General features: G+C 46.1%; 28 protein-coding genes and 1 pseudogene. 15 read left to right on the top strand and 14 right to left on the bottom strand.

The features are described from left to right. Positions 1-260: 260 nt before the first annotated feature. From QUB06_RS29915 to QUB06_RS29900, 4 genes are all read left to right on the top strand, one after another. On the top strand, positions 261-719 hold the full coding sequence (locus QUB06_RS29915) for a GatB/YqeY domain-containing protein (RefSeq protein ID WP_333438363.1): 459 nt from the start codon (positions 261-263) through the stop codon (positions 717-719). Positions 720-1,601: 882 nt separating this feature from the next. Beyond that, positions 1,602-3,323 carry a serine/threonine-protein kinase gene (locus QUB06_RS29910; RefSeq protein WP_333438362.1) on the top strand — a complete coding sequence of 574 codons (1,722 nt, stop codon included), beginning with the start codon at positions 1,602-1,604 and terminating at the stop codon, positions 3,321-3,323. A gap of 60 nt (positions 3,324-3,383) precedes the next feature. Continuing rightward, positions 3,384-4,091 carry a dethiobiotin synthase gene (gene bioD / locus QUB06_RS29905; RefSeq protein ID WP_333438361.1) on the top strand — a complete coding sequence of 236 codons (708 nt, stop codon included), beginning with the start codon at positions 3,384-3,386 and terminating at the stop codon, positions 4,089-4,091. Between the two features lie 257 nt (positions 4,092-4,348). Next, positions 4,349-5,566, top strand: a complete 1,218-nt coding sequence (locus QUB06_RS29900) for a M20 family metallopeptidase (RefSeq protein WP_333438360.1) — start codon at positions 4,349-4,351, stop codon at positions 5,564-5,566. A gap of 95 nt (positions 5,567-5,661) precedes the next feature. On the opposite strand, the gene QUB06_RS29895 is transcribed toward QUB06_RS29900, so the two are convergent. The 3 genes from QUB06_RS29895 to QUB06_RS29885 all read right to left on the bottom strand — a co-directional run bounded on the left by QUB06_RS29895 (position 5,662) and on the right by QUB06_RS29885 (position 8,572). Next, on the bottom strand, positions 5,662-6,642 hold the full coding sequence (locus tag QUB06_RS29895; protein WP_333438359.1) for an aldo/keto reductase: 981 nt from the start codon (positions 6,640-6,642) through the stop codon (positions 5,662-5,664). A gap of 347 nt (positions 6,643-6,989) precedes the next feature. Continuing rightward, on the bottom strand, positions 6,990-8,381 hold the full coding sequence (locus QUB06_RS29890; RefSeq protein ID WP_333438358.1) for a glycoside hydrolase family 10 protein: 1,392 nt from the start codon (positions 8,379-8,381) through the stop codon (positions 6,990-6,992). 5 nt (positions 8,382-8,386) lie between these two features. Next, positions 8,387-8,572, bottom strand: coding sequence for a hypothetical protein (locus QUB06_RS29885; protein WP_333438357.1), 186 nt, complete (start codon positions 8,570-8,572; stop codon positions 8,387-8,389). A 38-nt stretch (positions 8,573-8,610) separates the two neighbouring features. Here QUB06_RS29885 and QUB06_RS29880 point away from each other — a divergent pair, with 38 nt between their 5' ends. The 3 genes from QUB06_RS29880 to QUB06_RS29870 all read left to right on the top strand — a co-directional run bounded on the left by QUB06_RS29880 (position 8,611) and on the right by QUB06_RS29870 (position 11,669). Beyond that, positions 8,611-9,933, top strand: a complete 1,323-nt coding sequence (locus QUB06_RS29880; protein ID WP_333438356.1) for an FAD-dependent oxidoreductase — start codon at positions 8,611-8,613, stop codon at positions 9,931-9,933. A gap of 126 nt (positions 9,934-10,059) precedes the next feature. Continuing rightward, positions 10,060-10,722 (top strand): DUF2834 domain-containing protein, encoded by a 663-nt coding sequence (locus tag QUB06_RS29875; protein ID WP_333438355.1) that lies wholly within the window; start codon positions 10,060-10,062, stop codon positions 10,720-10,722. Positions 10,723-10,919: 197 nt separating this feature from the next. Beyond that, positions 10,920-11,669, top strand: coding sequence for a gamma-glutamyl-gamma-aminobutyrate hydrolase family protein (locus QUB06_RS29870; protein ID WP_333438354.1), 750 nt, complete (start codon positions 10,920-10,922; stop codon positions 11,667-11,669). 7 nt (positions 11,670-11,676) lie between these two features. Here the strand turns inward: QUB06_RS29870 and QUB06_RS29865 are convergent, their stop codons facing one another. The 10 genes and pseudogenes from QUB06_RS29865 to QUB06_RS29820 form a co-directional block, all read right to left on the bottom strand. Beyond that, positions 11,677-11,865, bottom strand: coding sequence for a CPXCG motif-containing cysteine-rich protein (locus QUB06_RS29865; protein ID WP_006635525.1), 189 nt, complete (start codon positions 11,863-11,865; stop codon positions 11,677-11,679). Next, complete coding sequence (locus QUB06_RS29860; RefSeq protein WP_333438353.1) at positions 11,849-12,310, bottom strand: SRPBCC family protein; 462 nt, start codon at positions 12,308-12,310, stop codon at positions 11,849-11,851. Before QUB06_RS29860 ends, QUB06_RS29865 begins: the two co-directional genes overlap by 17 nt. A gap of 13 nt (positions 12,311-12,323) precedes the next feature. After that, positions 12,324-12,683, bottom strand: a complete 360-nt coding sequence (locus tag QUB06_RS29855; RefSeq protein WP_333438352.1) for a transcriptional regulator — start codon at positions 12,681-12,683, stop codon at positions 12,324-12,326. 3 nt (positions 12,684-12,686) lie between these two features. Further along, a complete protein-coding gene (locus QUB06_RS29850) occupies positions 12,687-13,016 on the bottom strand; it encodes a type II toxin-antitoxin system RelE/ParE family toxin (RefSeq protein WP_333438351.1) in 330 nt (109 codons plus the stop codon). 34 nt (positions 13,017-13,050) lie between these two features. Beyond that, positions 13,051-13,164 (bottom strand): annotated as a pseudogene (locus QUB06_RS29845) (SRPBCC family protein); the annotation flags it as partial. A 114-nt stretch (positions 13,165-13,278) separates the two neighbouring features. After that, on the bottom strand, positions 13,279-14,916 hold the full coding sequence (locus tag QUB06_RS29840) for a radical SAM protein (RefSeq protein WP_333438350.1): 1,638 nt from the start codon (positions 14,914-14,916) through the stop codon (positions 13,279-13,281). Positions 14,917-15,121: 205 nt separating this feature from the next. Continuing rightward, on the bottom strand, positions 15,122-15,631 hold the full coding sequence (gene lspA / locus QUB06_RS29835) for a signal peptidase II (protein ID WP_333438349.1): 510 nt from the start codon (positions 15,629-15,631) through the stop codon (positions 15,122-15,124). Between the two features lie 142 nt (positions 15,632-15,773). Further along, a complete protein-coding gene (locus tag QUB06_RS29830; protein ID WP_333438348.1) occupies positions 15,774-15,974 on the bottom strand; it encodes a hypothetical protein in 201 nt (66 codons plus the stop codon). After that, positions 15,971-16,549, bottom strand: a complete 579-nt coding sequence (locus QUB06_RS29825; RefSeq protein ID WP_333139483.1) for a biotin transporter BioY — start codon at positions 16,547-16,549, stop codon at positions 15,971-15,973. Before QUB06_RS29825 ends, QUB06_RS29830 begins: the two co-directional genes overlap by 4 nt. A 123-nt stretch (positions 16,550-16,672) precedes the next feature. After that, positions 16,673-16,867: a hypothetical protein gene (locus QUB06_RS29820; protein WP_333438347.1), complete on the bottom strand. Its 195-nt coding sequence runs from the start codon at positions 16,865-16,867 to the stop codon at positions 16,673-16,675. 141 nt (positions 16,868-17,008) lie between these two features. Between QUB06_RS29820 and pstS the strand changes: the two genes are divergently transcribed. The 4 genes from pstS to pstB all read left to right on the top strand — a co-directional run bounded on the left by pstS (position 17,009) and on the right by pstB (position 21,332). Next, on the top strand, positions 17,009-18,193 hold the full coding sequence (pstS, locus tag QUB06_RS29815) for a phosphate ABC transporter substrate-binding protein PstS (RefSeq protein ID WP_333438346.1): 1,185 nt from the start codon (positions 17,009-17,011) through the stop codon (positions 18,191-18,193). Positions 18,194-18,436: 243 nt separating this feature from the next. Further along, positions 18,437-19,393 carry a phosphate ABC transporter permease subunit PstC gene (gene pstC, locus QUB06_RS29810; RefSeq protein ID WP_333139487.1) on the top strand — a complete coding sequence of 319 codons (957 nt, stop codon included), beginning with the start codon at positions 18,437-18,439 and terminating at the stop codon, positions 19,391-19,393. Positions 19,394-19,427: 34 nt separating this feature from the next. Beyond that, positions 19,428-20,321 (top strand): phosphate ABC transporter permease PstA, encoded by an 894-nt coding sequence (gene pstA, locus QUB06_RS29805; RefSeq protein WP_333438345.1) that lies wholly within the window; start codon positions 19,428-19,430, stop codon positions 20,319-20,321. Between the two features lie 210 nt (positions 20,322-20,531). Then, the gene (pstB, locus tag QUB06_RS29800; protein WP_333438344.1) at positions 20,532-21,332 is read left to right on the top strand and encodes a phosphate ABC transporter ATP-binding protein PstB; all 801 of its coding nucleotides are present in this window, start codon (positions 20,532-20,534) and stop codon (positions 21,330-21,332) included. A gap of 233 nt (positions 21,333-21,565) precedes the next feature. Here pstB and QUB06_RS29795 read toward each other — a convergent pair whose 3' ends face one another. Continuing rightward, positions 21,566-21,736, bottom strand: coding sequence for an NblA/ycf18 family protein (locus tag QUB06_RS29795; RefSeq protein WP_190657595.1), 171 nt, complete (start codon positions 21,734-21,736; stop codon positions 21,566-21,568). 228 nt (positions 21,737-21,964) lie between these two features. Here QUB06_RS29795 and QUB06_RS29790 point away from each other — a divergent pair, with 228 nt between their 5' ends. The 4 genes from QUB06_RS29790 to QUB06_RS29775 all read left to right on the top strand — a co-directional run bounded on the left by QUB06_RS29790 (position 21,965) and on the right by QUB06_RS29775 (position 26,003). Next, a complete protein-coding gene (locus QUB06_RS29790) occupies positions 21,965-22,561 on the top strand; it encodes a phycobiliprotein lyase (RefSeq protein ID WP_333438343.1) in 597 nt (198 codons plus the stop codon). Positions 22,562-22,826: 265 nt separating this feature from the next. Then, positions 22,827-23,582 (top strand): phycobilisome rod-core linker polypeptide, encoded by a 756-nt coding sequence (locus QUB06_RS29785; RefSeq protein ID WP_333438342.1) that lies wholly within the window; start codon positions 22,827-22,829, stop codon positions 23,580-23,582. A 320-nt stretch (positions 23,583-23,902) separates the two neighbouring features. Then, positions 23,903-24,568, top strand: coding sequence for an NERD domain-containing protein (locus QUB06_RS29780; RefSeq protein ID WP_333438341.1), 666 nt, complete (start codon positions 23,903-23,905; stop codon positions 24,566-24,568). Positions 24,569-24,731: 163 nt separating this feature from the next. Further along, complete coding sequence (locus tag QUB06_RS29775; RefSeq protein ID WP_333438340.1) at positions 24,732-26,003, top strand: AAA domain-containing protein; 1,272 nt, start codon at positions 24,732-24,734, stop codon at positions 26,001-26,003. Positions 26,004-26,063: the final 60 nt, after the last annotated feature.

Raw genomic sequence — 26,063 nt, 5'->3', positions numbered from 1 at the left:
GATTCCAGGCGACTGAAGTCGCAGCCGCTTTCCTCCCCATGTCTAAAGCCAGGGGCTTCTCGCTCGTTTTCTGGTGAGTCAATTTGGGGCTGAGGCTGGAAGTCTAGCGGCCCAAAATTCCGTCGAAGGCCGAAGGCATCCGGGTTCAATGCGATAAAAAAGCCACCAACAGGCAATAAACTGGAAAAATACTGTAAAAAAAGTTAAGAATCGGAGCATACTCCAGATTTTTGATATCGGGCAAAGCAAGGTAGAAATCGATGAGCTTAAAAGAACGCATTGACGAAGAAATCAAAGCAGCCATGAAGTCCAAGGACAAAGTTCGCTTGGAAACAGTTCGTGGCATCAAGAAATTTATTCTCGAAAAAGAAGTCAGCCTTCGTCCTTCCGGCCAAGACACGCTGACAGAAGCTCAAGAAATGGAAATTTTGATGCAAATAGCCAAACAGCGCCGGGATTCGATCGAACAATACCGCAAAGGTGGCCGCGAAGATTTAGTGGCACAAGAGGAGGCGGAGTTAGCAATTGTTGAAGAGTATTTGCCACCCCAGATGTCAGACGAAGAGGTGAGTCAAGTCGTTGACGAAGTGATTGCCTCGGTTGGCGCTACTTCTGCAAAAGATATGGGCAAGGTGATGGGCAAGGCAATGCAGCAGCTTAAGGGCAAAGCAGACGGTAACAGAATTCAAGACATGGTGAAAGCAAAGCTTAACAGTTGACAGTTGACAGTTGACAGTTGGCAGTTGACAGTTGGCAGTTGACAGTTGACAGTTGACAGTTGACAGTTGGCAGTTGGCAGTTGGCAGTTGACAGTTGACATCTCGCATAAATAATTTCCAGCTTTATCGAAAAAATGGGTCTAAAACCCCGTGCTTCTAGCACGGCTTTGGATTAAAATAGAGATGGTTGAAATCCACAAGGTGGGCGGTTGTGAAGCGGCTTTTAGTCGGCACCCTCGAACCTGAAAGCTCTTTAAAAGCACAAAGAAGGGTAGCGAAAACCTTGTAAAACACAGCTAGAGAGTCAACGCATTCTCAAGACCAGAAAATCCCTAATTCGGTTCAATCAATCCAGTAGGGCGGGGCACGCCCGAACTCTAGGTCGTATCCTAGTACGCTTTTGGAGATAGACCCTCTGGGGTTGCTGTAAGTCAGACTCGTCAATTGGTGTTTTTTCACGGTTGAAAGGTTTGAGAATTGCCTGCAAGGGATATGGTGCCTAAAGGTCAGTCGCTGAATTAAGAATCTCCGGACTTGATAGACGGAGAGTGTCAAAGAGATGTATGGCTTAGGTCGAGGGGCGACAATTTATTAGAAGGCCAAAAAACCCGGTTTCTACGAAAAATCGTGCATTTCTCCCTTGAGATATTGACGCAGAAACCGGGTTTTCGAGCGGATATGCGGGTTGCAAGCTGTGTATTTTCGTGAAAAAACCCGGTTTCTGAGCATCCTTGCGTCCAAGAATGTCAAAAAAATGTAAAATACTAACTTTGGTCGGGACTGGGGACTACAGAGAGTGAAGTCTGCTCAAGAGCATTAAAGACCTAGCATTACTAAGTCTGTGAGCGATCGTCTATTTTTTAACAGTTTCAACTTAAACTTATGCAGCCACCTATTGCTATTGGAACTCTCCTACAAAACCGCTACCGCTTGGTGAATATTTTAGGTCAAGGAGGATTTGGCCGGACTTATTTAGTAGAAGATTTGGGACGGTTTCAAGAACGCTGCGCCCTGAAGGAATTGATTCCGGTGCAAAGCGGGCCTTATGTTTTGGAAAAATCGAAGGAATTGTTTCAAAGAGAGGCGGCAATACTTTACCAAATTGGGCACCCACAAATTCCCCAGTTTCGGGCAATATTTGAAGAGAACCAGCGTTTGTTTTTAGTGCAGGATTACGTGGAAGGAATGACTTACCGCGAACTGTTGCTCGATCGAACTTCAAATGGCCGCACCTTCACCGAAGCCGAAGTCTTGGTATTTATCCGGCAAATGCTGCCGGTACTCGCTCACATCCACGCCCGCGGCATCATCCACCGCGACATCTCCCCAGAAAATATCATCCTCCGTGAAAACGACAAGTTGCCGGTGCTGATTGACTTTGGAGTGGTGAAGGAACTTGCCACCAAAGTCCAGTCTCCCGAAGGAACAGCCCACGCGACAACTGTCGGTAAAATCGGCTACGCGCCGATGGAACAGTTGCAAAGCGGGCGGGCAACAGCCAGCAGCGACCTCTACGCTTTAGCCGTAACGGCGATCGTCCTGCTGACAGGCAAAGAACCGCAGGAATTGCTCGATCAAACAACGCTGCAGTGGAATTGGCAGCAGCAAGCGCAGGTGAGCACGGGTTTGGCTTTGGTGCTGAATCGGATGTTGAGCCGGTCTCCGGGCGATCGATATCAATCTGTCAGCGAAGTCGCCCAAGCACTCGACGCCCAAACTAATCCTAAACCTAGCCAGCCAACTGTACCGCCCGCGCCGCCAGCAGTAGTGCAGACAAACCCTTCGCTAATAGCAACGGTGGCCGTGGGCAGACCGCCAGAGCCAGCCGCCCCGAGTTCCCCCCCGCCAAACCAGCCAGACCCTTTAATTGAGCCTGCTGGCGACACTTTTTGGGACAATCCCATCGCTGCGATCGGACTGCTGGCCGGCTTAGTAATCTTGACGGGCTTTGGTTCCTGGGCTTTAGTCGGCTCATTTCTCAACAATTCGCGGCCCAAACCCACTCCAACACCGCCAGCACTTACAAGTCCCACGCCGACACTAACTCCGATACCAAACCCGCTACCTTTGCCAACCCCAACCCCGCAACCTTTGCCAACCCCAAGCCCCGAACCTTTACCAGAACCAAGCCCAGAACCTTTGCCGGAACCAAGCCCAGAACCTTTGCCGGAACCGAGCCCAGAACCTTTGCCGGAACCAAGCCCAGAACCTTTGCCGGAACCAAGCCCAGAACCTTTACCAGAACCAAGCCCAGAACCTTTGCCAGAACAAAGCCCAGAACCAAGCCCAGCGCCAACTCCGATACCAAAACCGACGCCAGCGCCGACTCCCGCGCCCAAACCAACACCCGCACCCAAACCAACGCCCGCACCAACACCCGCACCCAAACCAACGCCCGCACCCGCACCAACACCCGCACCAACACCCGCACCCGCACCAACACCCGCACCAACACCCGCACCCGCACCATCGCCGGAACCTGCCCCAACACCCGCACCATCGCCGGAACCTGCCCCAACTCCTGCACCGTCGCCGGAACCCCCGCCGGAACCCGCGCCGGAACCGGAACCTGCGCCAACTCCCGCACCATCGCCGGAACTCTAAACTTCTGGCAAAATTCCCCTAGACTGAGGTTGAGGCCAATTATTTGTTAGCTTTTTGCCAATGAACTCGCTGCTAATTACTGGAACTGATACCGACGCGGGCAAAACTGTTTTGACCAGCGCTCTGGCTGCTTATTGGCAAATGTATTTTCCCGATCGCAGTTTGGGACTTCTGAAACTCATGCAAACGGGAACGGGCGATCGCGAACTTTACACCCGTTTGTTTTCCCTCGACCAATCCCCCGAAGAACTCAATCCGCTGCACTTTGATGCGCCTCTAGCACCGCCAATTGCTGCGGAACGGGAGGGGAGACGTATCGAACTCGAAAAGGTCTGGACGGCGTGGCAAAGCCTCTCTGAACGCAAGGATTTTGTGTTGGTGGAAGCTTTGGGAGGGCTGGGATCGCCTGTAACGCGGGAACTCACTGTGGCCGATATTGCCAGGGATTGGCGGCTGAGAGGGGTTTTGGTAGTACCTGTGAGGTTGGGGGCGATCGGGCAAGCTGTGGCAAATGTTGCTCTCGCCAGACACACTGGTTTTAAGCTCACAGGTATTGTGCTCAATTGCGTTAAAGCTTATTCTGAACAAGAAATTGCCGATTTAGCGCCCCTTGATTTGATCCAGTCTCTGACTCAAATACCTGTGTTGGGTATTTTGCCGCATTTAGATGACCCGACTGACCTTGCTAAATTAGCTAAAATTGCTTCAGATTTAGATTTAGAACAGTTACTGCCAGGGGTTAATTTAATTCCTCAGACTTCTAAATAACCCTATTCTCAACACCTCTCTTTCTCATTCTTCTCTTCCTCTGCGTACTCTGCGCCCTCTGCGGTTCATTTAAAAAAAATCTCCGGCACAACTGGGATAGGATTGAAGAAGATTTTATTTTAACCGCAGAGACCGCAGAGAGCGCAGAGAAAGAGAAAAGAGAGTTTCACAAATTCTTCATGGTTGCTATAATTAGTGATTACCATTTATCAATTGATTAAATCTAAAACATCATCAAAACAAAAGGAGAATAAAACATGGTTTCTACTTTACCGAATTTAACCTCTGTCGATTTATCTCAGTGGCGGCTGGAGATTAGAAATTTGCAGCCTCAGCTAGTCGAATGGCGTCGTCTTTTGCACCAAAAACCCGAGTTGAGTTTTGATGAAAATTTAACGGCGCAGTTTATCTCCCAAAAGTTGCAGGAATGGGGAATAGATCATGAAACTAATATTGCTAAAACTGGTATAGTCGCAACTATAGACAGCGGCAAACCGGGGCGGGTTTTGGCAATTCGAGCTGATATGGATGCTTTGCCTATTCAAGAGGAAAATGAGGTGGATTATCGCTCGCAGCATGATGGAATTATGCACGCTTGCGGCCACGACGGTCACACTGCGATCGCCCTCGGTACAGTCTGTTATCTGGCTAAGCACAAACACAGCTTTTCGGGTAAGGTAAAATTTATCTTTCAGCCCGCTGAAGAAGGGCCAGGGGGCGCAAAACCGATGATTGAAGCGGGTGTTTTGAAGAATCCTGATGTTGATGCGATCGTCGGCTTGCATTTGTGGAACAATCTACCTTTGGGTACTGTAGGCGTCCGCAGCGGCGCGCTGATGGCGGCTGTCGAAGTTTTTGACTGCACGATTTTTGGCAAAGGTGGACACGGCGCAATGCCACATCAGACTGTGGACTCGATCGTAGTTACAGCCCAAATTGTCAGCGCTTTGCAGGCAATTGTCGCGCGGAACATTGACCCGATCGACTCAGCGGTAGTAACTGTCGGCAAATTCCACGCAGGCCACACCCACAACGTCATTGCCGACACCGCTCAAATCGGTGGCACGGTGCGCTATTTCAATCCAGCATATCAAGGTTATTTTGCCCAGCGAATCGAGCAAGTAATTGCCGGAATTTGTCAGAGTCACGGGGCCAATTACCAATTAGATTATTGTTCGCTTTATCCGCCAGTTATTAATGATTCGAGAATAGCTGAATTGGTGCGCGGCGTGGCAGAATCAGTTGTCGAAACTCCTGCGGGAATAGTGCCGGAATGTCAAACAATGGGCGGCGAGGATATGTCCTTCTTTTTGCAAGAAGTCCCCGGTTGTTATTTCTTTTTGGGTTCGGCAAATCCAGAGAAAAACTTGGCTTACCCGCACCATCACCCGCGTTTTGATTTTGATGAAACTGCGTTGGGGATGGGTGTAGAAATGTTTGTGCGCTGCGTGGAAAATTTTTGCGTGAATCAATGAAAGATTTTGTCATCCGGTGGGGGCGGGTTCACCAAAAGATTTAAAGAATGCAGACAGCTTAAATAAACCCGGCCCCACCCCGCGCGAGAGTCTTTTTACCGAGTTTGAAAGATATTCTGCACCATTTTTTTATCTACACTTGCCGCCTCCTTATCCAATTCGGCAATCTCCCCGGAGTCTAACTCCCAGCCCAAAGCACCAATATTATCCCTCGCCTGTGCCGCAGATTTCGCCCCCGGAATCGGAATAGTTTCTTTGCAGATGCACCAGTTGATTGCTACCTGCGAAACACTCTTGTTTCTGAATGCCGCTATTTCTCGCAAACACTCCAAAAGCGATCGCATTCCCGGAAGTAGCTGCTTGCACGCCAAACCTCGAATACCTTTAGGAAGAGAGCCATTTTCCGAGTATTTACCCGTCAGCAAACCCAAGGCTAGAGGACTGTAAGCAATCAATTTTATCCCCAATTCATCGCAAACATCTTTCAATCCGAGTTCTGTCACCGGATAGGTAGAAAGTAGCGAATATTGCACTTGTAAAGTAACAATAGGAATTTGGCGATCGCTAAATTTCCTATGCACCCATTTCAGCCGTTTCGGCCCGTAATTAGACAAGCCCACTCCCTTAACCAATCCTTGCTCGTAAAGGTCAGCCAAACCATCTAAAAGAGCCCCCTCTTGCCAAGGAGCATAATTGGCTGTAGACCAGTGCATTTGCACCAAATCTACATTTTTTCCGAGGCGCGCAGCAGAGGCTTTGCAAGCAGATATCATTGATTGTCGCGTCAGTCTCCAAGGATAAGCAGCCAGTTTTGTCGCAATACAAATACTGTCTTTATTTGCACCTTGATATTGTTGAGAAAACTGCCCCAAAAGCTGTTCGCTGCGTCCGTTTAATTTGCCAGTTCCGTAAGAGTCACCGGTATCGAATAAAGTGACGCCGTTACTAACACAAAGATTGAAAACGGCTTGCAATTCATCGTCCATACTTTCATTGTAGCCCCAGAGCAATCTGTTGCCCCAGGCCCAAGTGCCGCAGCCCATTTTTGGCAGTAAAATTGTTTGCTTTGTGTGCATTTTTATTGATGGGAGTTGTTGGTAATACGGATATTGTATAGGAACATAACTCGGTATCCCCTAGCCCCAAGCAGAGCTGTTTCATTCTGCCACGGGCCGCCAGGGACTCAAGTCCCTGTTTAATAGCATAAGTCGGTTAAAACCGACTCAAATAGTAATCTAAATTTTGAAAAGTCGAGTTACACATATATTCTGCGCTAACTCTATAGAAAAACAGCTTTGATAAAATTGCTACAGTCATCTTTAGACGACTTCAACTATGAGACAGGGGTTTAAACCCCTGTCGGACTGTCGGACTAATAGCACACCCTACAAAATTACCAATGACTGATGACTCTTTAATTCTTTTACGTGGTTGGCGAGGGCGAAGGTGTGCTGTTTTTGGTAGGTTGCTCTGGCTTAGCTTTGGGGTCTGGTTTGGGTGGCGCAGGCGGAGGGAAAGTCGCCGCGCGTCTGGGTATTTGTAGTGCTGTTCGGAATGCAGAAGACGGGAAGAAATCGCTAAATTGAGAAAGTCGAACTGCGAGGGGTTCTGGCGCATATTCCCACAAGCTTTCGTAGTAGAAGAAAGCGACGCCTAAGCCGTATCCTTGGACTGCTTGCACCTGAGATTTAATTTGCTGAATCGGTACGGGGTTATTTCTCAAACCTGTCATAATCCCAACTCCGGTGGGAATTTTTTGCTGTGCTTCTTGCATTTCCGGACGGTTAATCTTGTCCACAAATGATTCTAAATTGGGACGGTACACTTGCACGATTAGCTCGTCGGCAATATCCAAACGCACCCAAGCCAGCCAATCTTGCAGGTGATGTTTGTAAGCAAAATCGTAATAATTGGGAGAAATTGAGAAAATAGCATTGGGTTTGACTGCTTTGACGGCTTGATTTAGCTGCGACATAAAAGCGGTAATTTTATTGGCTCGCCACCGCACCCATGCTGGATTTTGAAAATCTTTTGGCGGAGGTTGTTTTGTTTCTTTGGTATACAAAGCAACTGTGTAGTCATCGTATCCAAATTCAGACGGCAAACTCATGTGATCGTCAAATTGAATGCCGTCTGCGTTATATTTAGTGGTGATTTCTAGTACGAGTTGGGTAATGAATTGCTGCACTTCTGGATGAAAGGGATTGAGCCAAACTACTTCGCCACCTGCACCGATTGATGTTTGGCTGCTATCCTGTTTTTGTGTCAGCCAATCGGGATGATTTAAGGCTAATTCTGAGGTGGGAGGAGCCATGAAACCAAACTCAAACCAAGGAATTACTAGCAGGCCTTGGCGGTGAGCTTGATCGATCAAATCTCCGATCATATCCTGTCCCTCTAACCCTCTGTAAATAAAGGGTTGAATGTCTTTTTGCTGCGCTACATCGCTGGGATACATTGCATAGCCAGAATTCCAGACAACGGGATAGATTGTGTTGAAATTTAACCGTTTTAGTTTGCTGACAGCATCTCCTAGTTTGCGACGATCTCTGAGGATGTCTTTGTCGTTTGTCGTCATCCAAACGCCGCGAATTTCCTGGCGGGGTTGCTGGGCGATCGCCGGAATGAAGTTGTTCGCCAGCAATACTATAATGAATGAGAGGGCAAACAGAAGCGGGAAAAGAGTTTTAATCGATCGCTGCCAACTGCGCGGAATGATGCGTAATGTCATAGTTTTGAATGGTGAGTTAGCTATTGAAACACACCCCGGCATAATTTGGTGATAAAATTTGCTCGCTCTACAGTCTACAACCATTGGCGCTAAATGTGAAATCGGTTAAGTGCAATGGGTGGATTGATGTTATGCGATCGCAACTGAGCTAAGTATAATCTCTGAGACAGAGGATAAGTGACAGCATTCTGTCTAACTGCTGGGAAATCATTAATTACGCACTGCCAGCTATCCTTACCGGAGAGTGCGGCCCAAGGAGTGCGAGTGCTGTACAATATCGGTGCTGGAACATTTCGATCGAACCTCTGTAATTGTGAAAGATTTAGTGTTAATTGGTGGCGGTCACAGTCATGCTATTGTATTAAAAATGTTCGGCATCAAACCGCTGCCGGGAGTGCGTTTGACTCTGATTAGCGACGTGCTGCACGCGCCTTATTCGGGGATGCTGCCGGGGCACGTTGCCGGGTTTTACGATTATGATGAATGTCACATCGATTTGCGATCGCTCGCGGAATTTGCCGGGTGTCAAATATTGATCGATCGGGCGATCGCGATCGACTTTAACAAAAACTTAGTTATTTGTCAAACTCGCCCTCCGGTTAATTTTGATGTGCTTTCTGTGGATATTGGCAGCACTCCCGCGACTTTATCTGTACCGGGTGCCGCAGAATATGCAATTGCAGCTAAACCCGTACCGGAGTTTTTAGCTAGCTGGAATCAGTTAATTTCCGAAAGGCAAAACCATCCCGAAAAACCGCTGCGAATTGCCATTGTGGGCGGCGGTGCAGGCGGCGTAGAATTAGCATTAAATATGCAGTTTCGATTGGGGAAGGAAGAAGGAAGAGGGAAGAAGGAAGAAGGAAGAGGGAAGTTCGGCAACGGATTCTGTAACGGATGTAACGGATGTAACGGATGTAACGGATGTCAGGAAGAAGGAAGAGGGAAGAAGGAAGAGGGAAGAAGGAAGAGGGAAGAAAATTTAGAAAATTTATCATCAGAAATTCATTTGTTTCATAGCGGTGCTGAATTGATGCAGGGACACAATCAGCGGGTGCGCCGACGCCTTCAAGAAATTCTCATCAGTCGCGGCATTCAATTGCATTTAAAGGAAAAAGTCTGTGTTGTAAAAAAGAGTGAGAAAGAAACCAATCCTCAATTCCCTACCAATTACCAAATTTCCTGTAAATCCGGTTTAGAATTAGAGTGCGATCGCATTTTTTGGGTGACACAAGCATCGGCAGCCAATTGGATAAGAGAATCCGGTTTAGCAGCAGACTCAAACGGCTTTATGCAAGTCAACGATTGCCTGCAATCCGTCTCTCACCCCAACGTATTTGGGGCGGGCGATATAGCTGCGATGGTTAATTATCCTCGTCCCAAAGCAGGCGTGTTTGCCGTGCGTCAGGGCAAACCGCTGTTTGAAAATTTGCAGCAGTTTTTATTGGGCAAACCGCTGAAACCCTTTGTACCGCAAGAACAATACTTAGGCTTAATTGGTACTGGGAATAAAAGGGCGATCGCCTCTCGCGGATCTTTGATGTGGGAATCGGCGCTGCTGTGGTACTGGAAAGATTGGATCGATCGCCAATTTATGCAAAAATTTAGCAATCTGCCCAAAACCCGCAATACCAAATAGCAAGACATTCAGATATTCTCCTCTCTTCCTCTGTGTCCTCTGCGTCCTCTGCGGTAAATAAAAAAAGTCTTATTGAAAAACCCTTTAAGCTTGCTATAGTAATATCAGAAGTAAGAAAAACTAACTATGTTCAGAAAAATTGGATTTGGGCTGCTTTGGATTGCATTTATCACCTACGCCTTTGTATTTGCACCACCCGACAGCCCCGAAAAAACCATCACACTAATTACCAATATTTCCACAGGCAAAATAGCAGACATCAACCCTTTAATTGTAGCGTTATTCAACCTCATGGGAGTCTGGCCGCTCATCTACAGTTGCGTCTTATTTGCTGACGGCAGGGGCCAGAAAATACCTGCATGGTTATTTGCCACTTTATCCTTTGGCGTCGGCGCTTTTTCCTTGCTGCCTTATTTAGCCCTGCGCGAACCGAATCCAGAATTTCCCGGTCATAAAAATATCTTTTTAAAGATATTAGACTCCCGTTTTACTGGAATTTTCTTAACATTAGCTGCGGTTGGTTTAGTTGCCTTTGGCTTGACAAACGGCGATTGGTCTGATTTTATTCAGCAGTGGCAGACTAGCCGCTTTATCCATGTAATGAGTTTAGATTTTTGTATGCTTTGCCTACTATTTCCTGCCTTATTAGGAGACGATATGGCGCGCCGAGGAATGCAGAACTCTACAGCATTTTGGGCAGTAACATTAGTGCCACTGTTCGGGCCGCTGGCTTATCTGTGTACGCGCAAACCGCTGCCGGAAACTAATACTGAAACTGTTACAAATTAGACAGCAGTGCCGGTAATTCTCAGTTTAATGTAGGAATCAATCACAATAAATCAGACAAGAACAGGCAAGATGACTGTTCCACAATAAGTAAGTAAGTTTTATTGTGGGTGGGCTTCGAGTCCGCCCATAAAAGACTAATTACAAATAGTACACAATCTGAGTATTAATCTAAATAATTATCTCCCAATCTCTAGCAAATGAAAAAATTTCCTATCGTTGGCATCACAACATACAACCGCTGTCCAGCAGGCGAATATCGCTTAAATGGAACTTATATTGATGCAGTTCAGGCGGCTGGTGGCATTCCGATTTTACTGCCGCCCCATCAATTAGATCCGGCTAGTATTTTGGATGCAGTAGATGGTTTGATTTTTTCCGGGGGGGGAGATATTAACCCAGAACTGTATGGCGGTTATGTCGATCGCACTGTTTACTCGGTTAATGCAGAACGCGACAATTTTGAATTAAACTTAGCAAAGCTAGCTTTGAAGGCTGAGATACCTGTGTTGGGGATTTGCCGGGGAATGCAAATGTTGAACGTAGCCAGCGGCGGCAGTTTGGTGATTCACGTACCGGATGCTTACGGAGACGAGGTTAATCACGGATCGGGAATTCCCCCGCGCGCGATCGAGCATACCATTGAAATTGAGCCAACCAGTCGGCTAGCAAAAATTATGGGAAAAACTTCAACAACAGTTGTTTCCTGGCATCATCAAGCAGTGCGGAAGGTAACATCCGATTGGCGAATTGTAGCCAATGCACCTGACACTTTGGTAGAAGCAATGGAACACTGCTCTCACCCTTGGATGATAGCAATTCAATGGCATCCGGAAATGTCGCCAAACTGTTCGTTTAACTCTCGAATTTTTCAGGCTTTCGTAGAAGCAGCATCTTCAAGATTTATGAATTCTACCAAGTCAGCATCAAAGGCAATTCATACATTTTGATAGTCACTTATTCTTGATAGTCAGTATCTATTTCTATATCCAGGGTATCTTCATCTATTCTGACATACAGAACATTCGGGCGACAGCAAACTTGACAATCTTCGATATAAGATTGTTCCATACCACCGCTGATATCAACAAAAGTTGTACTCGGTTCGCCGCAGAAAGCACAGTAATATTCAGCCGTTGTTTGCATCTTTCTCGCACTCTCTTTTTGTGACTTCGTGGCGGTAGCGAAACATATCTGTTAACCGCATTTCCACCCACCAACCTAACAACAAATCGACAATCGGGCCGCCCGGTATCGAAAATGCGATCGCATCTGTCAATCTAGTCTTGCCATTTTCTGAGGTAAACTCGTGTCGGTGAACCCAACGTGCCATCGGCCCCTCAGTTTGTTCATCAACAAACAAGCGGTATTGTTCGCACTCAGTGTGAGTCGCCACCCATTTTACAGGAATCGGCCCCAATAACAAACGAAATTCTGATACAGCACCCACATCGAGTCCCCCTTCGCGGCGAATAATTTTCACCGGTTGCCAAGGCGGAGTCAAAAGTTGCAGAATGTCGGGCCTTTCGTGAAAGTTCCAGACTGCTTCAACGGTGGCATTAATTAGGGATGAATATTTAAAATTGGGCATTTTCTAGATTAAGTTAAACAGTTATTTGCGATCGCCTTTCAGCATTGGCAGTATTATCCTCTGTATCAGTACAAACAGCAACTGTTAGTTTCAATCCCAAAGCATTCAGCCAAGTTCCCAGATTATAAATCGCATCACTTCCTTGCTGCGACAGCAATTTATCCAGTTTTTTCAAGTGCAATTCATATTGTTCAGGAGTCATTTTTGGTTGACCTAGAGCTTCTGCTACATTGCTGAGAGCAAGTCTGAGTAATGCTTCGTCAGGTTCTTCGCCTTCATCTAATTCAAAATGAGTTTCGAGATAGATAGCCGCATAACTGGGGTCTTTTAGCCGCGCCATCAAAAAGTCATGATACGGTAAACTTTTAGGCATTTTTTAACTCCTATAATTTGTCCAGTATTCTATTGCTTGGCGAATGTCTCGGTCTTGAGTGCTTTTATCTCCTCCGCACAGAAGAAGTATAATTGTTGTTCCTACTTGCCCAAAATAGATTCGGAAACCAGGGCCATAGTCTATCCTTAATTCAAAGACTCCATTTCCAACTGATTGACAATCTCCCAAATTCCCCAAAATAACTCGGTTAAGTCTTTTATCAATAATTGTTGAAATTTTGCTATCTCGGAGCGAATCATACCAGTTATCAAACGGCACTTGACCGTCTGAGGCAACATAACGCTGAATTTCCCTGGGTTGGACTTCTGCCATAATTGTATTATAGTATGTCGCTCCTCATCTTATCTTGAATCGGTTGCCAAGGCGGAGTCAAAAGTTGCAGAATATCCGGCCTTTCGTGAAAGTTCCAGACTGCTTCAACGGTGGCATTAATCAGCGACGAATATTTAAAATTAGGCATTGTATCGTTGGGCTAGACAGTTAATTGCGCTCGCGTTTCAGCATTTGCAGTATTATCCTCTGTATCAGTACAAACAGCAACCGTTAGTTTCAATCTTTTGCATCCCCCTATTTCCTAAGTCGTCAACTGCAAATCCTTCGTCCTAAAATGACTCGTCGCCTCAGCCAAATGCTTCTTCAAAGTCGCCTCCGGTAGCGGCCCTTTTAAATGACTCCAAGGCAAAACCTGATCCAATTCCCACTCTTGAAAAACATAAAAATCCATCTCCGGCAACTGTCCCCGCAACTCCTTAAAAGCCCGCCGATAACTGCCCAAAGTATCGCCGTAATGCCGCACTAATTCCAACAGCCGAGACAACCGCCGATCGCCCTTTGACAACAAACCCTGAATCACAGACCAGTTATAGCTTTCAGGTCTAAATTCTAAACCTAACTTCCGCAATTCTTTATCTAAAAACTTCAGCCTCTTCTCCGCATCTTTATTCACTCCAAACCACTGAAAAGGAGTGTGAGATTTCGGGACAAAAGTGCTGCATCCCAGAGTCAACCGCAAACCGGGAACAGCTTTTCTAATCGCCCGCATCATCGCCACCGTCTCCTCTAAATCCTCCATTTCTTCACCGGGAATTCCCGCCATCCCGTAAAGTTTAATTCCCTTTAAGCCGCCAGCCTTAGCATTGATAGCAGCTTGAATAATTTCGTCATTTGTGAGTTTTTTGTTAACGATTTTGCGGAGGCGATCGCTCCCGCTTTCCACGGCAATTGTCACAGATTTGCTGTCTCTGTTGGTCAATATTTCTGCCAATTTAACTGTCACCGTATTCGTCCTTACCGAAGCAAGACTCAACCGCACGCCGTCGTATTTCGGATGATTCAAATGATCCAGCAACGCTTCAAATTCCGGGTGCTGAGTGACAGAAGCACCTAACAAACCCAAACGATTAGTTACAGCTAAACCGCGATCGATCGCCGGAATTAGCGAAGCCTCCAAACTCGCCGTTCTAAACGGCAAAGTCAGATAACTTGCCAAACAAAAACGGCACATTTCTGGACAACTCCGAACCACTTCCACCATGTAAATATTTTCCCAAGCAGCTTTTTCTGTCACCACAGTGGAAGCAGATAAAGTATTGCCGCGATAAGTCTGTTTTTCAACCATACTGGGAATTCCCGAATCGACAGGCTGAATCGATTTAATCCCCTCAGTTGCATCCAGATAAGTTACCTCGTACAAACTGGGGACGTAAACTCCCGGAACTTGGGCTAAATGCCGCAACTTAGTTTGTCTGTCGGCGGTACGGACTTCTTTACAAGCATCAATAAAATTGTCAATGAGATGTTCGCCATCTCCCAGCAAAATCACATCAAAAAAATCGGCAAAAGGTTCTGGATTAGCAGTAAAAACCGGGCCCCCGCCGAATACTATCGGATGATTATCAGTTCGTTTTGACGCCCAAATCGGAATTTCTAGAGATTCCAATAAATTGAGAATATTTACATAGTCTAGTTCCCAAGAAAGCGAAAACCCCAATAATTCTGGATGTCGGGGAAGTTGTTCGCGGATATCAGTAAATAAACGACTGACTTCAATATCCGATCGCACAGCCAAAGTGGCCCACACTATCTGATAGCCGAGACTGGTAATACCCACCGTGTACTCGTTGGGAAAAGCAAAAATAGTCGGGATAGCATCAGCATCGGGGGTTGCTGGGGCAAATAGTAAGCGTTCTTGAGCAAATGGATTAGGATTCACGGGCAAATTTAGTTTTAACAATAGGTCTGTTCTTATCTCATTTTAAGCCATTTCCAAAGTCATTGTAGGGTGCGTCAGGGTTGAATGTGGCGACCACAAACTAAGGATCTCCCCGCTGACGCACCCTACAGTTAGTTAGCTGTTACATCCGTTACATCCGAAGAAAGCGAATCGGTTGGCGAACTTCCTTCTTGCTTCTTCAAATTTACTCTGAAATAGAATCGCCATCGTCTTGCCTTCTCGGCGGCGGTGCACTGTGAAAAGTTGCAATCAGCAAACAGATAATCCCAGCATTAATAAACACATCCGCCAGATTAAATACGGGGAACCGAATGATCCGAAAATCGATAAAATCTACAACGTGGCCCGAAACAAATCTATCGATCCCATTCCCCAGTGCTCCCCCCAAAATCAAACCGTAGCCAGCTTGTTCCCAGCGGTTAATTCGCGGCCCGAACCAAGCTAGTACCATCAATCCGACACTAACGGCCAAAGACAGCCAGCGCAACCAAATCGCCCCGCCATTGCTGAACAGACTAAAAGCCGCACCGGTATTAACAACATAAGTGAAGTGAAACACCCCAGGTAACAGTGGCTGCGTTTGCGGAGGAACCGTCAATTCAAAATTTTGCACCACCCAAAACTTAGCCAGGTGGTCTAAAACTAAACTGATAACAGCAGCAACCCAGAACAAGGGATTTCTTTTAAAACGCATGAATTAAGCAATAGAAAATGGGGCATCGGACATGAGAGAATTTACTCCAATCTCACTTGTCATTGCGAGCAAAATGCAGTGGATAAAAGCAATCCCAGCCGCAGCGACAGGACTCTCCCGTTGGGCAATTTATAGTATAACCTTATTTTGCACAATTACCAGTTACCTCTTCCTCCTTCCCTCTTCCTCCTTCCTTCTGCCTTCTTCCTTCTTCCCTCTTCCTTCTTCTCTCTTCCTTCTGCCTTCTTCCTTCTTCCTTCTTCCTGACATCCGTTACATCCGTTACATCCGTTACATCCGTTACATAATCCGTTGCCGAACTTCCCTCTTCCTTCGGAATCAATAAAACATCAAGCGGCGCAAAGTAAATGACAGCACTGCGATCGCACAAACTACCGCCAATTGTCCCGGCAGAGGATAAACCGAATATTTAAGAATCTCATCGAATAAAGGTGTTGTTTTTGCCGGAGGCAGCAAGTAAGTAAAAATTAGATAAATTAAGCCGATCGCGTGAACAGTGAACAAACCGCACAAACAGCTAAAAGCCATAGATTCCAGCCGCGAAGCCACCTTAAAAGCCACCCAGCCGCACACCCAAGCACCCGGTACAAAACCCAGCAAATACCCAAAACTCGCTTCTTTGAGATAGCCGATGCCGCCGCCTTGAGAAAAAACTGGCCACAAAGTTAATCCTAATGCCAAATAGGCAATTTGCGAGAGAGCCGCAGCATTTTTCCCCCCCATGCAGCCTACTAGCAAAACGGCTCCAATTTGATAGGTAACACCTAAAGAGTACGCCTGAAGTCCTCGATCGTCCCACAACCCAATCGGAATTGTGACAGATGCAGGCAAAAAAGTGCCTCCTATCGTCAGGAGCAAACCAATAACAGCCCAGATTAATTCAATAGGAGCAGGCATTATAGCAGAAGAAAGAAGGAAGACCGAAGTTGCAATCGACCGTTTATGTTTGTGCAATTAAGAACGTCCTAACCGTCAGGGCGGTTGCTATATCATCAAACGGCATTCCTCAGAATGTATTTGTCAGATGCAAGCTTCAATGCCCGCAGCTTTTAAATTCTTAATAATAGCACTACTATCAAAATAACCACCATTGTATTGTTTTCTGATTCTCAAGCCTCGATCTTGTGATAATTTAATAGGGAATTTTTCGCGATCGGGCGATCGACTGCTTGTTTCCGTAGCTCGGTTTCTGCCATATACCTTATATGTTGACACTTGTCAAGCTCATATATAACATTAATAATATTAATTAATATTAAATTGCCATTAAGTGTAAAGATTCTTAACCTAACCTTTACTTTTGCGCGCTATGCTGATGCGGGACACCCATATAACGATCGCAGATTTTTTATACCTATGCTTTTTCGTCTCAACTTGATTAATCCAAAGCGTCTGACTACAGCAATTACCGTAATGGCGATCGCCCTCAGTGTAGCAGCTTGCCGCAGTGACAGCCCAAACACGAGCAGCAGCCCCAGCCCCGGCGACACCGCAGCATCCCCCGGCGCTTCCCCCGTTGCAGCCACCGGCACAGCGGAAAACACCAAACTCGCCCTAGCCTCAGACGTAGCCATCACCGCAGCCGGCGCCTCATTCCCCGCTCCCCTGTACCAGCGTTGGTTTCAAGACTTCAACAAAATCAACCCCAAAGTACAAATTAACTATCAATCAGTAGGCAGCGGCGCCGGAGTCGAACAATTTACCAAAGGCACAGTAGACTTTGGGGCCAGCGACACCGGCATGAAAGACGACGAAATCGCCAAAGTTCCAGCAGACAAAGGCGTGATCTTGCTGCCCATGACAGCCGGCAGCATCGTCCTGGGCTACAACCTCCCAGACTTAACCGAGCCACTGAAACTGCCGAGAGACGTTTACTCAGAAATCTTCGCCGGTAAAATTACCAACTGGAACGATCCCAAAATTGCAGCGGCCAACCCGGGCGCTAAATTGCCAGACCAAGCCATCACGATCGTCCACCGTTCCGACGGTAGCGGTACCACCGCCGTCTTCACCAAACACCTGAGTGCCATCAGCCCCGACTGGAAAAGTGCAGTAGGCGACGGCAAAACAGTACAGTGGCCCGTAGGCGTAGGCGCAAAAGGCAACGAAGGCGTCACAGCCCAACTCCTGCAAACCGTTGGCAGCATCGGCTACGTAGAATACGGCTATGCCAAAAACAACAATCTCAAATTTGCATCTTTGGAAAACAAAGCAGGCACATTTGTAGTACCTACCGACGAGTCAGCTTCTCAAGCTCTAGCGACTGTGCCGCTGCCGGAAAACCTGCGAGCATTTATCGAAGACCCCGAAGGCGCTCAATCCTATCCAATTGTCACCTACACTTGGATGCTCGTCCCCAAAACAGTTGCTGACCCCAACAAAGCCAAAACCATCGAGGCAATGGTTGAATACGGCTTAACTGAAGGTCAAAAAGTGAGTTCCGAATTGGGCTACGTTCCTCTACCCCAAAACGTTAGAGAAAAAGTAGCCGCAGCCGCTGACGGCATCAGCCCAGACTACAAGATTGAGGTTGCCAAATAGTAATTGAAGGAAGAAGGAAGAGGGAAGAAGGAAGAAGGAAGACGGAAGAAGAAAGAGGGAAGAAGGAAGAAAAAAAGAGAGATATTTCTGTAGGGGCGGGTTTTACCAGAAATATTTGTTGAAAAGTCAGGGGATTAATAAACCCGCCCCTCTTTGATTTTATTTATGGTCTTTCTTTCTGCTTCCTTCTAGCTTTTTCCGAAACAGGCTATTTTCCGCTACTATATATTTGGTTTTTTTTCTATGATTTCAGATAATAACAGCGCTCCATCACAGAGCCGATCGCGCTCTGGGGCAGAAAAATCCTTAGATCAAGGCTTTATCTGGCTGACGCGGATTTTGGGAATAGGAGTTGGTGTAATTTTGCTGGTAATCGCCCTCACCGTTGGTTACAGGGCTTTACCGGCGATTCAAGAGTACGGTTTGGGATTTCTATTTGGCAGTAGCTGGAATCCGGTTAAAGAAGAGTACGGTGCGCTGCCGATGATTTACGGGACGATCGTCAGTTCGGCGATCGCGCTCCTAATTGCTGTACCATTAGGAGTAGGGACTGCCATCTTCTTGAGTGAAGATTTTTTGCCGCTGCCAGTCCGCACAGCTTTGGTTTTTTTAGTAGAACTTTTAGCTGCCATTCCCAGCGTAGTCTACGGTTTGTGGGGAATTGCTGTATTGATTCCCCTGATTACCACTCTCGGCAAGTTTCTCAACGGCACTTTCGGATGGCTGCCGATTTTTAGCACCTCGCCAGTTGGGCCGGGAATGTTACCAGCCGGAGTAATTTTGGGAATCATGACTTTGCCCATTATTACTGCTATCTCCCGCGACTCTTTGGCAAGTCTCCCGCCCGATTTGCGACAAGCATCTCTAGGTTTGGGAGCTACTCGGTGGACAACGATTTTTAGGGTACTCGTACCGGCGGCTTTTTCCGGCATTGTCGGCGGAATTATGCTTGGGCTCGGTCGCGCGATGGGAGAAACAATGGCTGCGACTCTGTTAATTGGCAATTCCAATCAGTTAAGTCTTTCTGTGCTAGCTCCGGCAAATACTATTGCTTCTCTGATGGCAAATCAGTTTGCGGAAGCCTCCGGGTTGCAAGTAGCAGCTCTGATGTACACTGGGCTAATTCTGTTTATTATGACACTGATTGTTAATATTTTGGCAGAGTGGATTGTTTCTCAAGTAAGAGCGAAGTACAACTAGAAGTTTGCCGCCATTTCCTACATATTTTTAGTTTATGTCAAATAGCGTCTCCGATGAAAATCCTTTGGTATCGAAAACAGGCAGTTTAAAGAAGGTTAAAAACAGCCCGCAAGCGCTGTTTAGTCTGGGGATGACTGTATTGGCTGGAGCTAGTCTGGCTATCACTCTGCTGCCTTTGTTTGCAGTTCTTTCCTACGTCACCGTACAAGGTTTCAATCGCCTGAATTTAGACTTGTTTACCAAGCTGCCACCGCCGCCCGGACTATCGGGAGGCGGTATTGCTAATGCAATTCTCGGTACATTGATGACGGTGGGAATTGCTTCTTTAATTGCTGTTCCTTTTGGTGTATTGGCAGCAGTTTATTTGTCGGAATTCAGCAGCGGCCAAATCGCTCGCTGGGTACGCTTTGCTACTAATGTCCTCAGCGGCGTTCCTTCGATTATTGCAGGGGTATTTGCCTACGGTTTGTTCGTGGTAAATATGGGAGGTTTTTCGGCAATTGCAGGGGGCGCGGCGCTGGCCGTGCTGATGTTGCCGACGATTGTGCGGACTACTGACGAAGCTCTACAAATCGTCCCGCAAGATATTAGATGGGCGTCGGTTGGTGTGGGTGCTTCTAATTATCAAACGGTTTTGCAGGTGGTTTTGCCTGCGGCAATTCCGGCTATTTTAACGGGTGTGACGCTGGCAATTGCTCGCGCTGCTGGAGAAACTGCTCCTTTGATTTTCACGGCGCTGAATTCGCCTTTTTGGCCGGCAGGATTTGATAAACCAACTCCGAGTCTTTCGGTTTTGGTGTACAACTTTGCAACGGTTCCTTTTAAGGCACAGAAAGAATTGGCTTGGGCTGCATCTTTGATTTTGGTGCTTATGGTTTTATTGACGAGTATTCTTTCTCGCTGGGCTACTCACAAAAAAGTGTATTAGTCAGTTGACAGTTGTCAGTTGTCAGTTGTCAGTTGTCATATCATTTCCGGTTAAATAAATATAATTATTGTAGGGGCGGGTTCGCCAAGATATTCAATACAAACCCGAGTTCCAGTAAAGCCGCCCCGGCCAAGATATTATAAGAAATCTACCGGAATTGAGATCGTTGTTCAGCGGTAATTTGTAAAATTAGATTGGAGTATTATCTGTATGATGATGGATTTAGACAAGCAAACAGAAACAGTTTTACGGACAGAAAATATCAATATTTTTTACGGCGCTTTTCACGCGGTTAAAAATGTTTCAATGGAGATTCCTAAAAATCGCATTACTGCCTTGATTGGACCGTCTGGCTGCGGTAAAAGTACAATTCTGCGATGTTTTAACCGCCTCAACGATTTAGTTAACGGTTTTCGTTTAGAGGGTAGAATTGATTACAAGGGTCAAAATCTTTACGATCCTGATATTGATGCTGTGGCGGTGCGTCGCAAGATTGGGATGGTGTTTCAAAAGCCGAATCCTTTCCCGAAGTCGATTTATGACAATATTGCTTACGGTGCGAGGGTGAACAATTATAAGGGAGATATGGATGAGCTGGTGGAAAAATCGCTCAGCCAAGCTTATTTGTGGGATGAGGTGAAGGATAAGTTGAAGCAAAGCGGTTTTTCTCTTTCCGGTGGCCAGCAGCAGCGTTTGTGTATTGCTAGGGCGATCGCGATTAATCCTGATGTAGTGTTAATGGATGAACCTTGCGCTTCTCTTGACCCGATTTCTACGATTAAGATTGAGGAGTTGATGCGGGAACTTAAGGAAAAGTATACGATTGTGATCGTTACTCACAATATGCAGCAGGCTTCTCGGGTTTCTGACCTGACTGCTTTTTTCAATGCTAAACTTTCTGACGATGGGAAGCGGTTTGGCTATCTTGTGGAGTGTGATAAGACTGAGGTAATTTTCCAAAGTCCGAAGGAAGAGTCTACTTTAGATTATGTGAGTGGCCGTTTTGGTTGATTCCCCGACAAGTTTAAACAATCGGGCTACACAAACTCTCGTCCCTCTCTAAGGGATGAAAAGAATTTAATTTGCTGAGTATGGTAACGACACAAAAAACTGCGTAAAAGTTTTGTCAATTTAGAATCCCGCTTTCTTGGAGAAAGCGGGATTCTGGATTTTATGATTAAAAGCTCGATCGCACTTTTTGCAGATACAAGCCGCTGATTTTTGTGAAGAAATGCTCGAAGAGTTCACATATTCTTCATCCAATGCTTGAACAGGTTTTCTTTTACCATACTTTGCCGCATAACTTCGAGCAAGTATTCCTGAGCTTGGTCTTGGCTTAACCTTTTGACTTCTTCGCGCAGCACTTGAAGTTTGAACTGCTGTTCCATGCTGAGGCTGGTTGTAGGCATATCCATAAATCGCTCCTCCAGTTTGCTGAGATTAATGCGAAATTGATCGGAATGACGTTTCGCAGGATTTGTTGTGTCTCCTACATTGTAAACTATCATAACATTCACTTGACAATATGTCCAAAGTAGACATTTTGAGACTAATTTGTGTAGCAAAAGTACATCTAAGTGGGGGGAGCTCTATCATAAAAAGGCGTCAACACCGGGAAGCATAAGCCAAAGGAGCTAGTTCGTATGGATGCAATGGAGTTTTTTCAAAGCAGTGCTGGGGAGTGGCGTTCTCAGCGCAGCACTCACCATCTCGCTTTTCGTCAAGCGGAGATTGGGGATTCAAATATTCAGGTAACGGCCCTGGGTGCGGATGACGCGCGAGTGGCCGATATTTGCAAGATGCACGAAGTCGATCCGAGCCGGGCTGCGGGGGGGGCTTTTGTAACCTGGCACGGCTCGATGGCGTGGGATAAGGATGATGAGAATCATAAAGGGTCTACGGTGTTCGCGATCGTCCCCGATCCTGAAAATCCCCGGCAGGGGTTGATGTTGCGGGAACGCGGCTATGCGGAAATTGTGCCGGTGGCTGGCCGTTTTGAGATGGATGATGAGGATGGGCTGCTGCTGATTACCGAATACGAGACGATGAGTTCGATCGAGCGTTTCTGGTTTGCTAATCCGAACGTGCGGATGCGGACGAGTACGGTAAAACGCTTTGGCGGTTTCAGCACATCGACTTTTTGTACCGAAATTCGGGTGCAACCAGACTCGGATGCAACATCAGAAGCAGCAGGAGATCAAGTGGCCGGCAGCGAGTTTTATTCGGCTCTGGGTTGGTAATTTGGCTGTTGGATGTTGACTGTTGACTGCTGACTGCTGACTGTTGACTGCCCACTGCCCACTGCCCACTGCCAACAGTCAACTGACAACTGACAACTGACAACTGACAACAGTCAACAAATGTTACAGATTGTTGCAAAAATTCAGGAAAATCAGATTTAGATTGCGGGAATCCCCTAATCTGTATGTTGGTTAGTTGTATCCGTTTTGCTGGCAGCTCACGGTGTCAACTATTTCTGAAATTTGAGATAACGGAGATTTTAACGTGGCGCTTCCTTTATTAAGCTACGCCCCCAAGAGCCAAAACCAGCGCGTTGCTGGTTTTGAAGTAGGCGGCGACGAGCAGCCGAGAATTTTCACAACTGAAAATGTGCTCTCGTCTGGAGACATGGAAAATTTGATTTGGGCTGCATATCGCCAGATTTACAGCGAACACCAAATCCTCAAGAGCAACCGCCAAAAGTCTTTGGAGTCGCAACTCAAGTTCGGCCAAATTACTGTGCGGGACTTTATTCGCGGTTTGGCGACTTCTTCTCCTTTCTTGGAGCGGAATTATCAAACTAACAGCAATTACCGGTTTGTAGAAATGTGCGTGCAGCGCGTTTTGGGCCGGGATGTGTACAGCGAACGCGAAAAGATTGCTTGGTCGATCGTGGTAGCTAATAAGGGGCCTCAAGGCTTTATTGACGAGTTGGTCAATAGCGAAGAGTACCTGGAAAAGTTCGGCTACGACACAGTACCTTACCAACAGCGCCGAATTTTGCCTCAGCGAGTTGGAGGGGACACTCCTTTCAACTTGAAGACGCCCCGCTACGGTGAGTACCACCGTTCGCAGCTTGGCTTCCCGCAAATCATCTGGCAGACAAGTGTCCGCCGTTTTGTTCCTCAAGAACAGCAGGCGAAGGCTGGCGATCCGTCGAACTATTTGGGTATGGCGCGCAGTATGCCCACGCCTGCTACTCCACCGCAGCGCGTGCCTCTGGCTAATATCAATATTGCCACGATGGTTCCTCGCCGCTAATTGATCCTGTCTGATGCAATTATTTGTGTCGGGCGATCAACTGAATCGATCAGCTTTTAGGCTGAGAGAGTTTTGAGTCTTGAGTTTTGAGGTTTGAGTTTTTTGATAAACTTGGAATCCAAAACTCGGGACTCATAATTTTTTGTCATTAGTCATTAGTCATTAGTTATTAGTCATTAGTTATTAGTCATTAGTCATTAGTCATTAGTCATTAGTCATTAGTCATTAGTTATTAGTCATTAGTCATTAGTCATTAGTCATTAGGAAGAAAAATAATTGGACTTTTTCTCATTGTTAACTATCAGTGCATAGGTGCATTTATGCAGCCGCAATATAACGAAGATGCTGGAAAACCATTGCGTCGCCATGCTAAAGAGCTTCGTACCAAAGCCTTATACAGGTACGGTGCCGCAACAGGGTTGGTGTTGTTGCCACTGCTGGTATACGCGGTAGCACCTTTTGCTCCTTTATTTTTGGTCGCGGCTCTTTTGATAGCGGCATTAATCGCCCTTCCGTTGATTGAGGACGGGAAAACGTTTTGGAAGTCGTCTCAGAGATTTGACCAAGGGGCCTGTGGTGAAGAAAAGATTCAGCAAGTTTTGGAGTCCCTAATCCAATCTGGATGGATAGCTGAGTACAATTTAAGATTGCCGCAAGTAGGCGATATCGATGTGTGGCTGCGATCGCCTAAAGGAGTCAATTTTATCCTTGATGTGAAGTCTCACTCAACCGTAGTTCTGTTGGAGGGCGATGTGCTCAAGCGTCTATCTTACGGGAAATTGAGAGATTTTGAGAAAGACTTTCTGGCACAGATTGCCAAAGAAGTCACAGCTATCAAAAAAGCTAAGAAGTTAACCAAGGTCACTCCAGTAGTTGTATTTAGCGATGCCAAGGTGAGTTTTAGCAACACAAAGAAGATTAGGGGTGCTTACGTCATGGAACTGGGCAATCTGGTGTCAGGGTTGCAAGAACTCGATCGCACCTAGAGGAGTAGATAAGATTGGGAGAAATGAGAGCAACGGCTACATTGATATGTTTGACATCAACAAATTTGCACACAGCAGTACCATACCAGACTTGCACTAGCATCTAAGTGATACTTGTGCTATAAAAAACAGTTAAGGTAAAAACAATATCCTGGAGGGAATATTGAACAAAGCACTCAAGGTAGATAAAATTCTCAACGCCTGGTTAGAGTACATCGCTTTGGATGATTATAGTAAAGCAGCCGTTTCACCAGATGCAGCTAAGTTGCGCGGTATAGAACTACAAGGTAATCGTGTATTCATCGAGCAAACTACCTTTTTAGAAATTCAAAAAAACGTTAACACAGGACAATCCGGTCAACAGGAGACTGCGTGGGCTTTGTCATTTCCCCTAATTCGTACTCAAGACGAAGACAAACAAAAATATTATCTTCGTCCTCTATTTAGCTTGGATGTGACATCCATCCTTAAAGGAAGATACCAAGCAGAAGGGTGGAACATCGACGACCTCAAATTGGCAGAGGCAGGAGAAAATTTAGCTCAGTTTTTTAAACTTGATGACGAAGAACGGGAGCAATTAAAAATTCAAGACGGACTTAGGCACTTGCTCAATAGTAAGTTCGGTTTAGACTTTGAAGAAACTTATGAAACCTGGATAAAAGTAGTCGCTCTACCTCACTCATACCAGATTAAAGATATTAAACGACAACCATACTTGTTCGAGTTTCAGGGAAATGGATTTTCTAAGAATCTCAAAAAAGATCTGGAAAAAATCAAGACTAGCTCAAGATATTGGTTGAAACAACGTCATCCAGCCTATGAATACTTATTTGGTGAACCGACACAGCCAGAAGAGGAAGATACCTATTTCGGTGCTTTTCCAACCGATCCACCGACCACCTCACAATTAGAAGTATTGAAGCAGGCAAAATCCCAACCTATGACTGCTGTTCAAGGGCCACCCGGTTCTGGGAAAACAACTCTGATTGTGCATTTAATTGCCCAGCAAGTTGTGAAACGCGCACTCCGGTTGATTGAAACAGGTGAGGACATTAATAACTTAACAATTGTCAGTAGTACCAACAATAAAGCAGTAGATAATGTTATCGAAAAGCTGAAGCAGGAGGCAGGAGATCGTCTCTTTTATTTAGAGGGCGGAAATAAAAGAGAAAAAATTGAAAAGTTTGCTAAAAATCAGCTCAAAGATTCACTGGATTATTTAGAAAAAGGGGTTTTTGAGGAAGCTCGTTTAGCCTCTCTATCTCAGGAGATTACAATAATTAAGGATGAGCTATCAGAACAGCAAAATAACTATCTACAACTGCGCCACCAACGTGACGACGATAATCAACGAAAACCTTATCTTCTAGAAAAGTTACAGGCACTTAAAATTAAACTGGAAACCGAAAATACCGCTCTAATACCATTTTTTTAAAGATGTGATAGACTTATGTAAGAAGTAAAGGAGCCAATAAAAATGTCTGGTCGCCCTAAC

Source organism: Microcoleus sp. D2_18a_D3, assembly GCF_036702455.1.
Classification (GTDB): Bacteria; Cyanobacteriota; Cyanobacteriia; order Cyanobacteriales; family Microcoleaceae; genus Microcoleus.
This window is presented reverse-complemented; position numbering and strand designations above follow the sequence as displayed.

What these genes read in the sequence shown, in the direction of transcription:
- QUB06_RS29915 (WP_333438363.1), top strand. Translation starts at nt 261, where the DNA reads ATGAGCTTAAAAGAACGCATTGACGAAGAAATCAAAGCAGCCATGAAG.
- QUB06_RS29910 (WP_333438362.1), top strand. Translation starts at nt 1,602, where the DNA reads ATGCAGCCACCTATTGCTATTGGAACTCTCCTACAAAACCGCTACCGC.
- bioD (WP_333438361.1), top strand. Translation starts at nt 3,384, where the DNA reads ATGAACTCGCTGCTAATTACTGGAACTGATACCGACGCGGGCAAAACT.
- QUB06_RS29900 (WP_333438360.1), top strand. Translation starts at nt 4,349, where the DNA reads ATGGTTTCTACTTTACCGAATTTAACCTCTGTCGATTTATCTCAGTGG.
- QUB06_RS29895 (WP_333438359.1), bottom strand. Translation starts at nt 6,642, where the DNA reads ATGCACACAAAGCAAACAATTTTACTGCCAAAAATGGGCTGCGGCACT.
- QUB06_RS29890 (WP_333438358.1), bottom strand. Translation starts at nt 8,381, where the DNA reads ATGGTTGTAGACTGTAGAGCGAGCAAATTTTATCACCAAATTATGCCG.
- QUB06_RS29875 (WP_333438355.1), top strand. Translation starts at nt 10,060, where the DNA reads ATGTTCAGAAAAATTGGATTTGGGCTGCTTTGGATTGCATTTATCACC.
- QUB06_RS29870 (WP_333438354.1), top strand. Translation starts at nt 10,920, where the DNA reads ATGAAAAAATTTCCTATCGTTGGCATCACAACATACAACCGCTGTCCA.
- QUB06_RS29865 (WP_006635525.1), bottom strand. Translation starts at nt 11,865, where the DNA reads ATGCAAACAACGGCTGAATATTACTGTGCTTTCTGCGGCGAACCGAGT.
- QUB06_RS29860 (WP_333438353.1), bottom strand. Translation starts at nt 12,310, where the DNA reads ATGCCCAATTTTAAATATTCATCCCTAATTAATGCCACCGTTGAAGCA.
- QUB06_RS29855 (WP_333438352.1), bottom strand. Translation starts at nt 12,683, where the DNA reads ATGCCTAAAAGTTTACCGTATCATGACTTTTTGATGGCGCGGCTAAAA.
- QUB06_RS29850 (WP_333438351.1), bottom strand. Translation starts at nt 13,016, where the DNA reads ATGGCAGAAGTCCAACCCAGGGAAATTCAGCGTTATGTTGCCTCAGAC.
- lspA (WP_333438349.1), bottom strand. Translation starts at nt 15,631, where the DNA reads ATGCGTTTTAAAAGAAATCCCTTGTTCTGGGTTGCTGCTGTTATCAGT.
- QUB06_RS29825 (WP_333139483.1), bottom strand. Translation starts at nt 16,549, where the DNA reads ATGCCTGCTCCTATTGAATTAATCTGGGCTGTTATTGGTTTGCTCCTG.
- pstS (WP_333438346.1), top strand. Translation starts at nt 17,009, where the DNA reads ATGCTTTTTCGTCTCAACTTGATTAATCCAAAGCGTCTGACTACAGCA.
- pstC (WP_333139487.1), top strand. Translation starts at nt 18,437, where the DNA reads ATGATTTCAGATAATAACAGCGCTCCATCACAGAGCCGATCGCGCTCT.
- pstA (WP_333438345.1), top strand. Translation starts at nt 19,428, where the DNA reads ATGTCAAATAGCGTCTCCGATGAAAATCCTTTGGTATCGAAAACAGGC.
- pstB (WP_333438344.1), top strand. Translation starts at nt 20,532, where the DNA reads ATGATGATGGATTTAGACAAGCAAACAGAAACAGTTTTACGGACAGAA.
- QUB06_RS29795 (WP_190657595.1), bottom strand. Translation starts at nt 21,736, where the DNA reads ATGGATATGCCTACAACCAGCCTCAGCATGGAACAGCAGTTCAAACTT.
- QUB06_RS29790 (WP_333438343.1), top strand. Translation starts at nt 21,965, where the DNA reads ATGGATGCAATGGAGTTTTTTCAAAGCAGTGCTGGGGAGTGGCGTTCT.
- QUB06_RS29780 (WP_333438341.1), top strand. Translation starts at nt 23,903, where the DNA reads ATGCAGCCGCAATATAACGAAGATGCTGGAAAACCATTGCGTCGCCAT.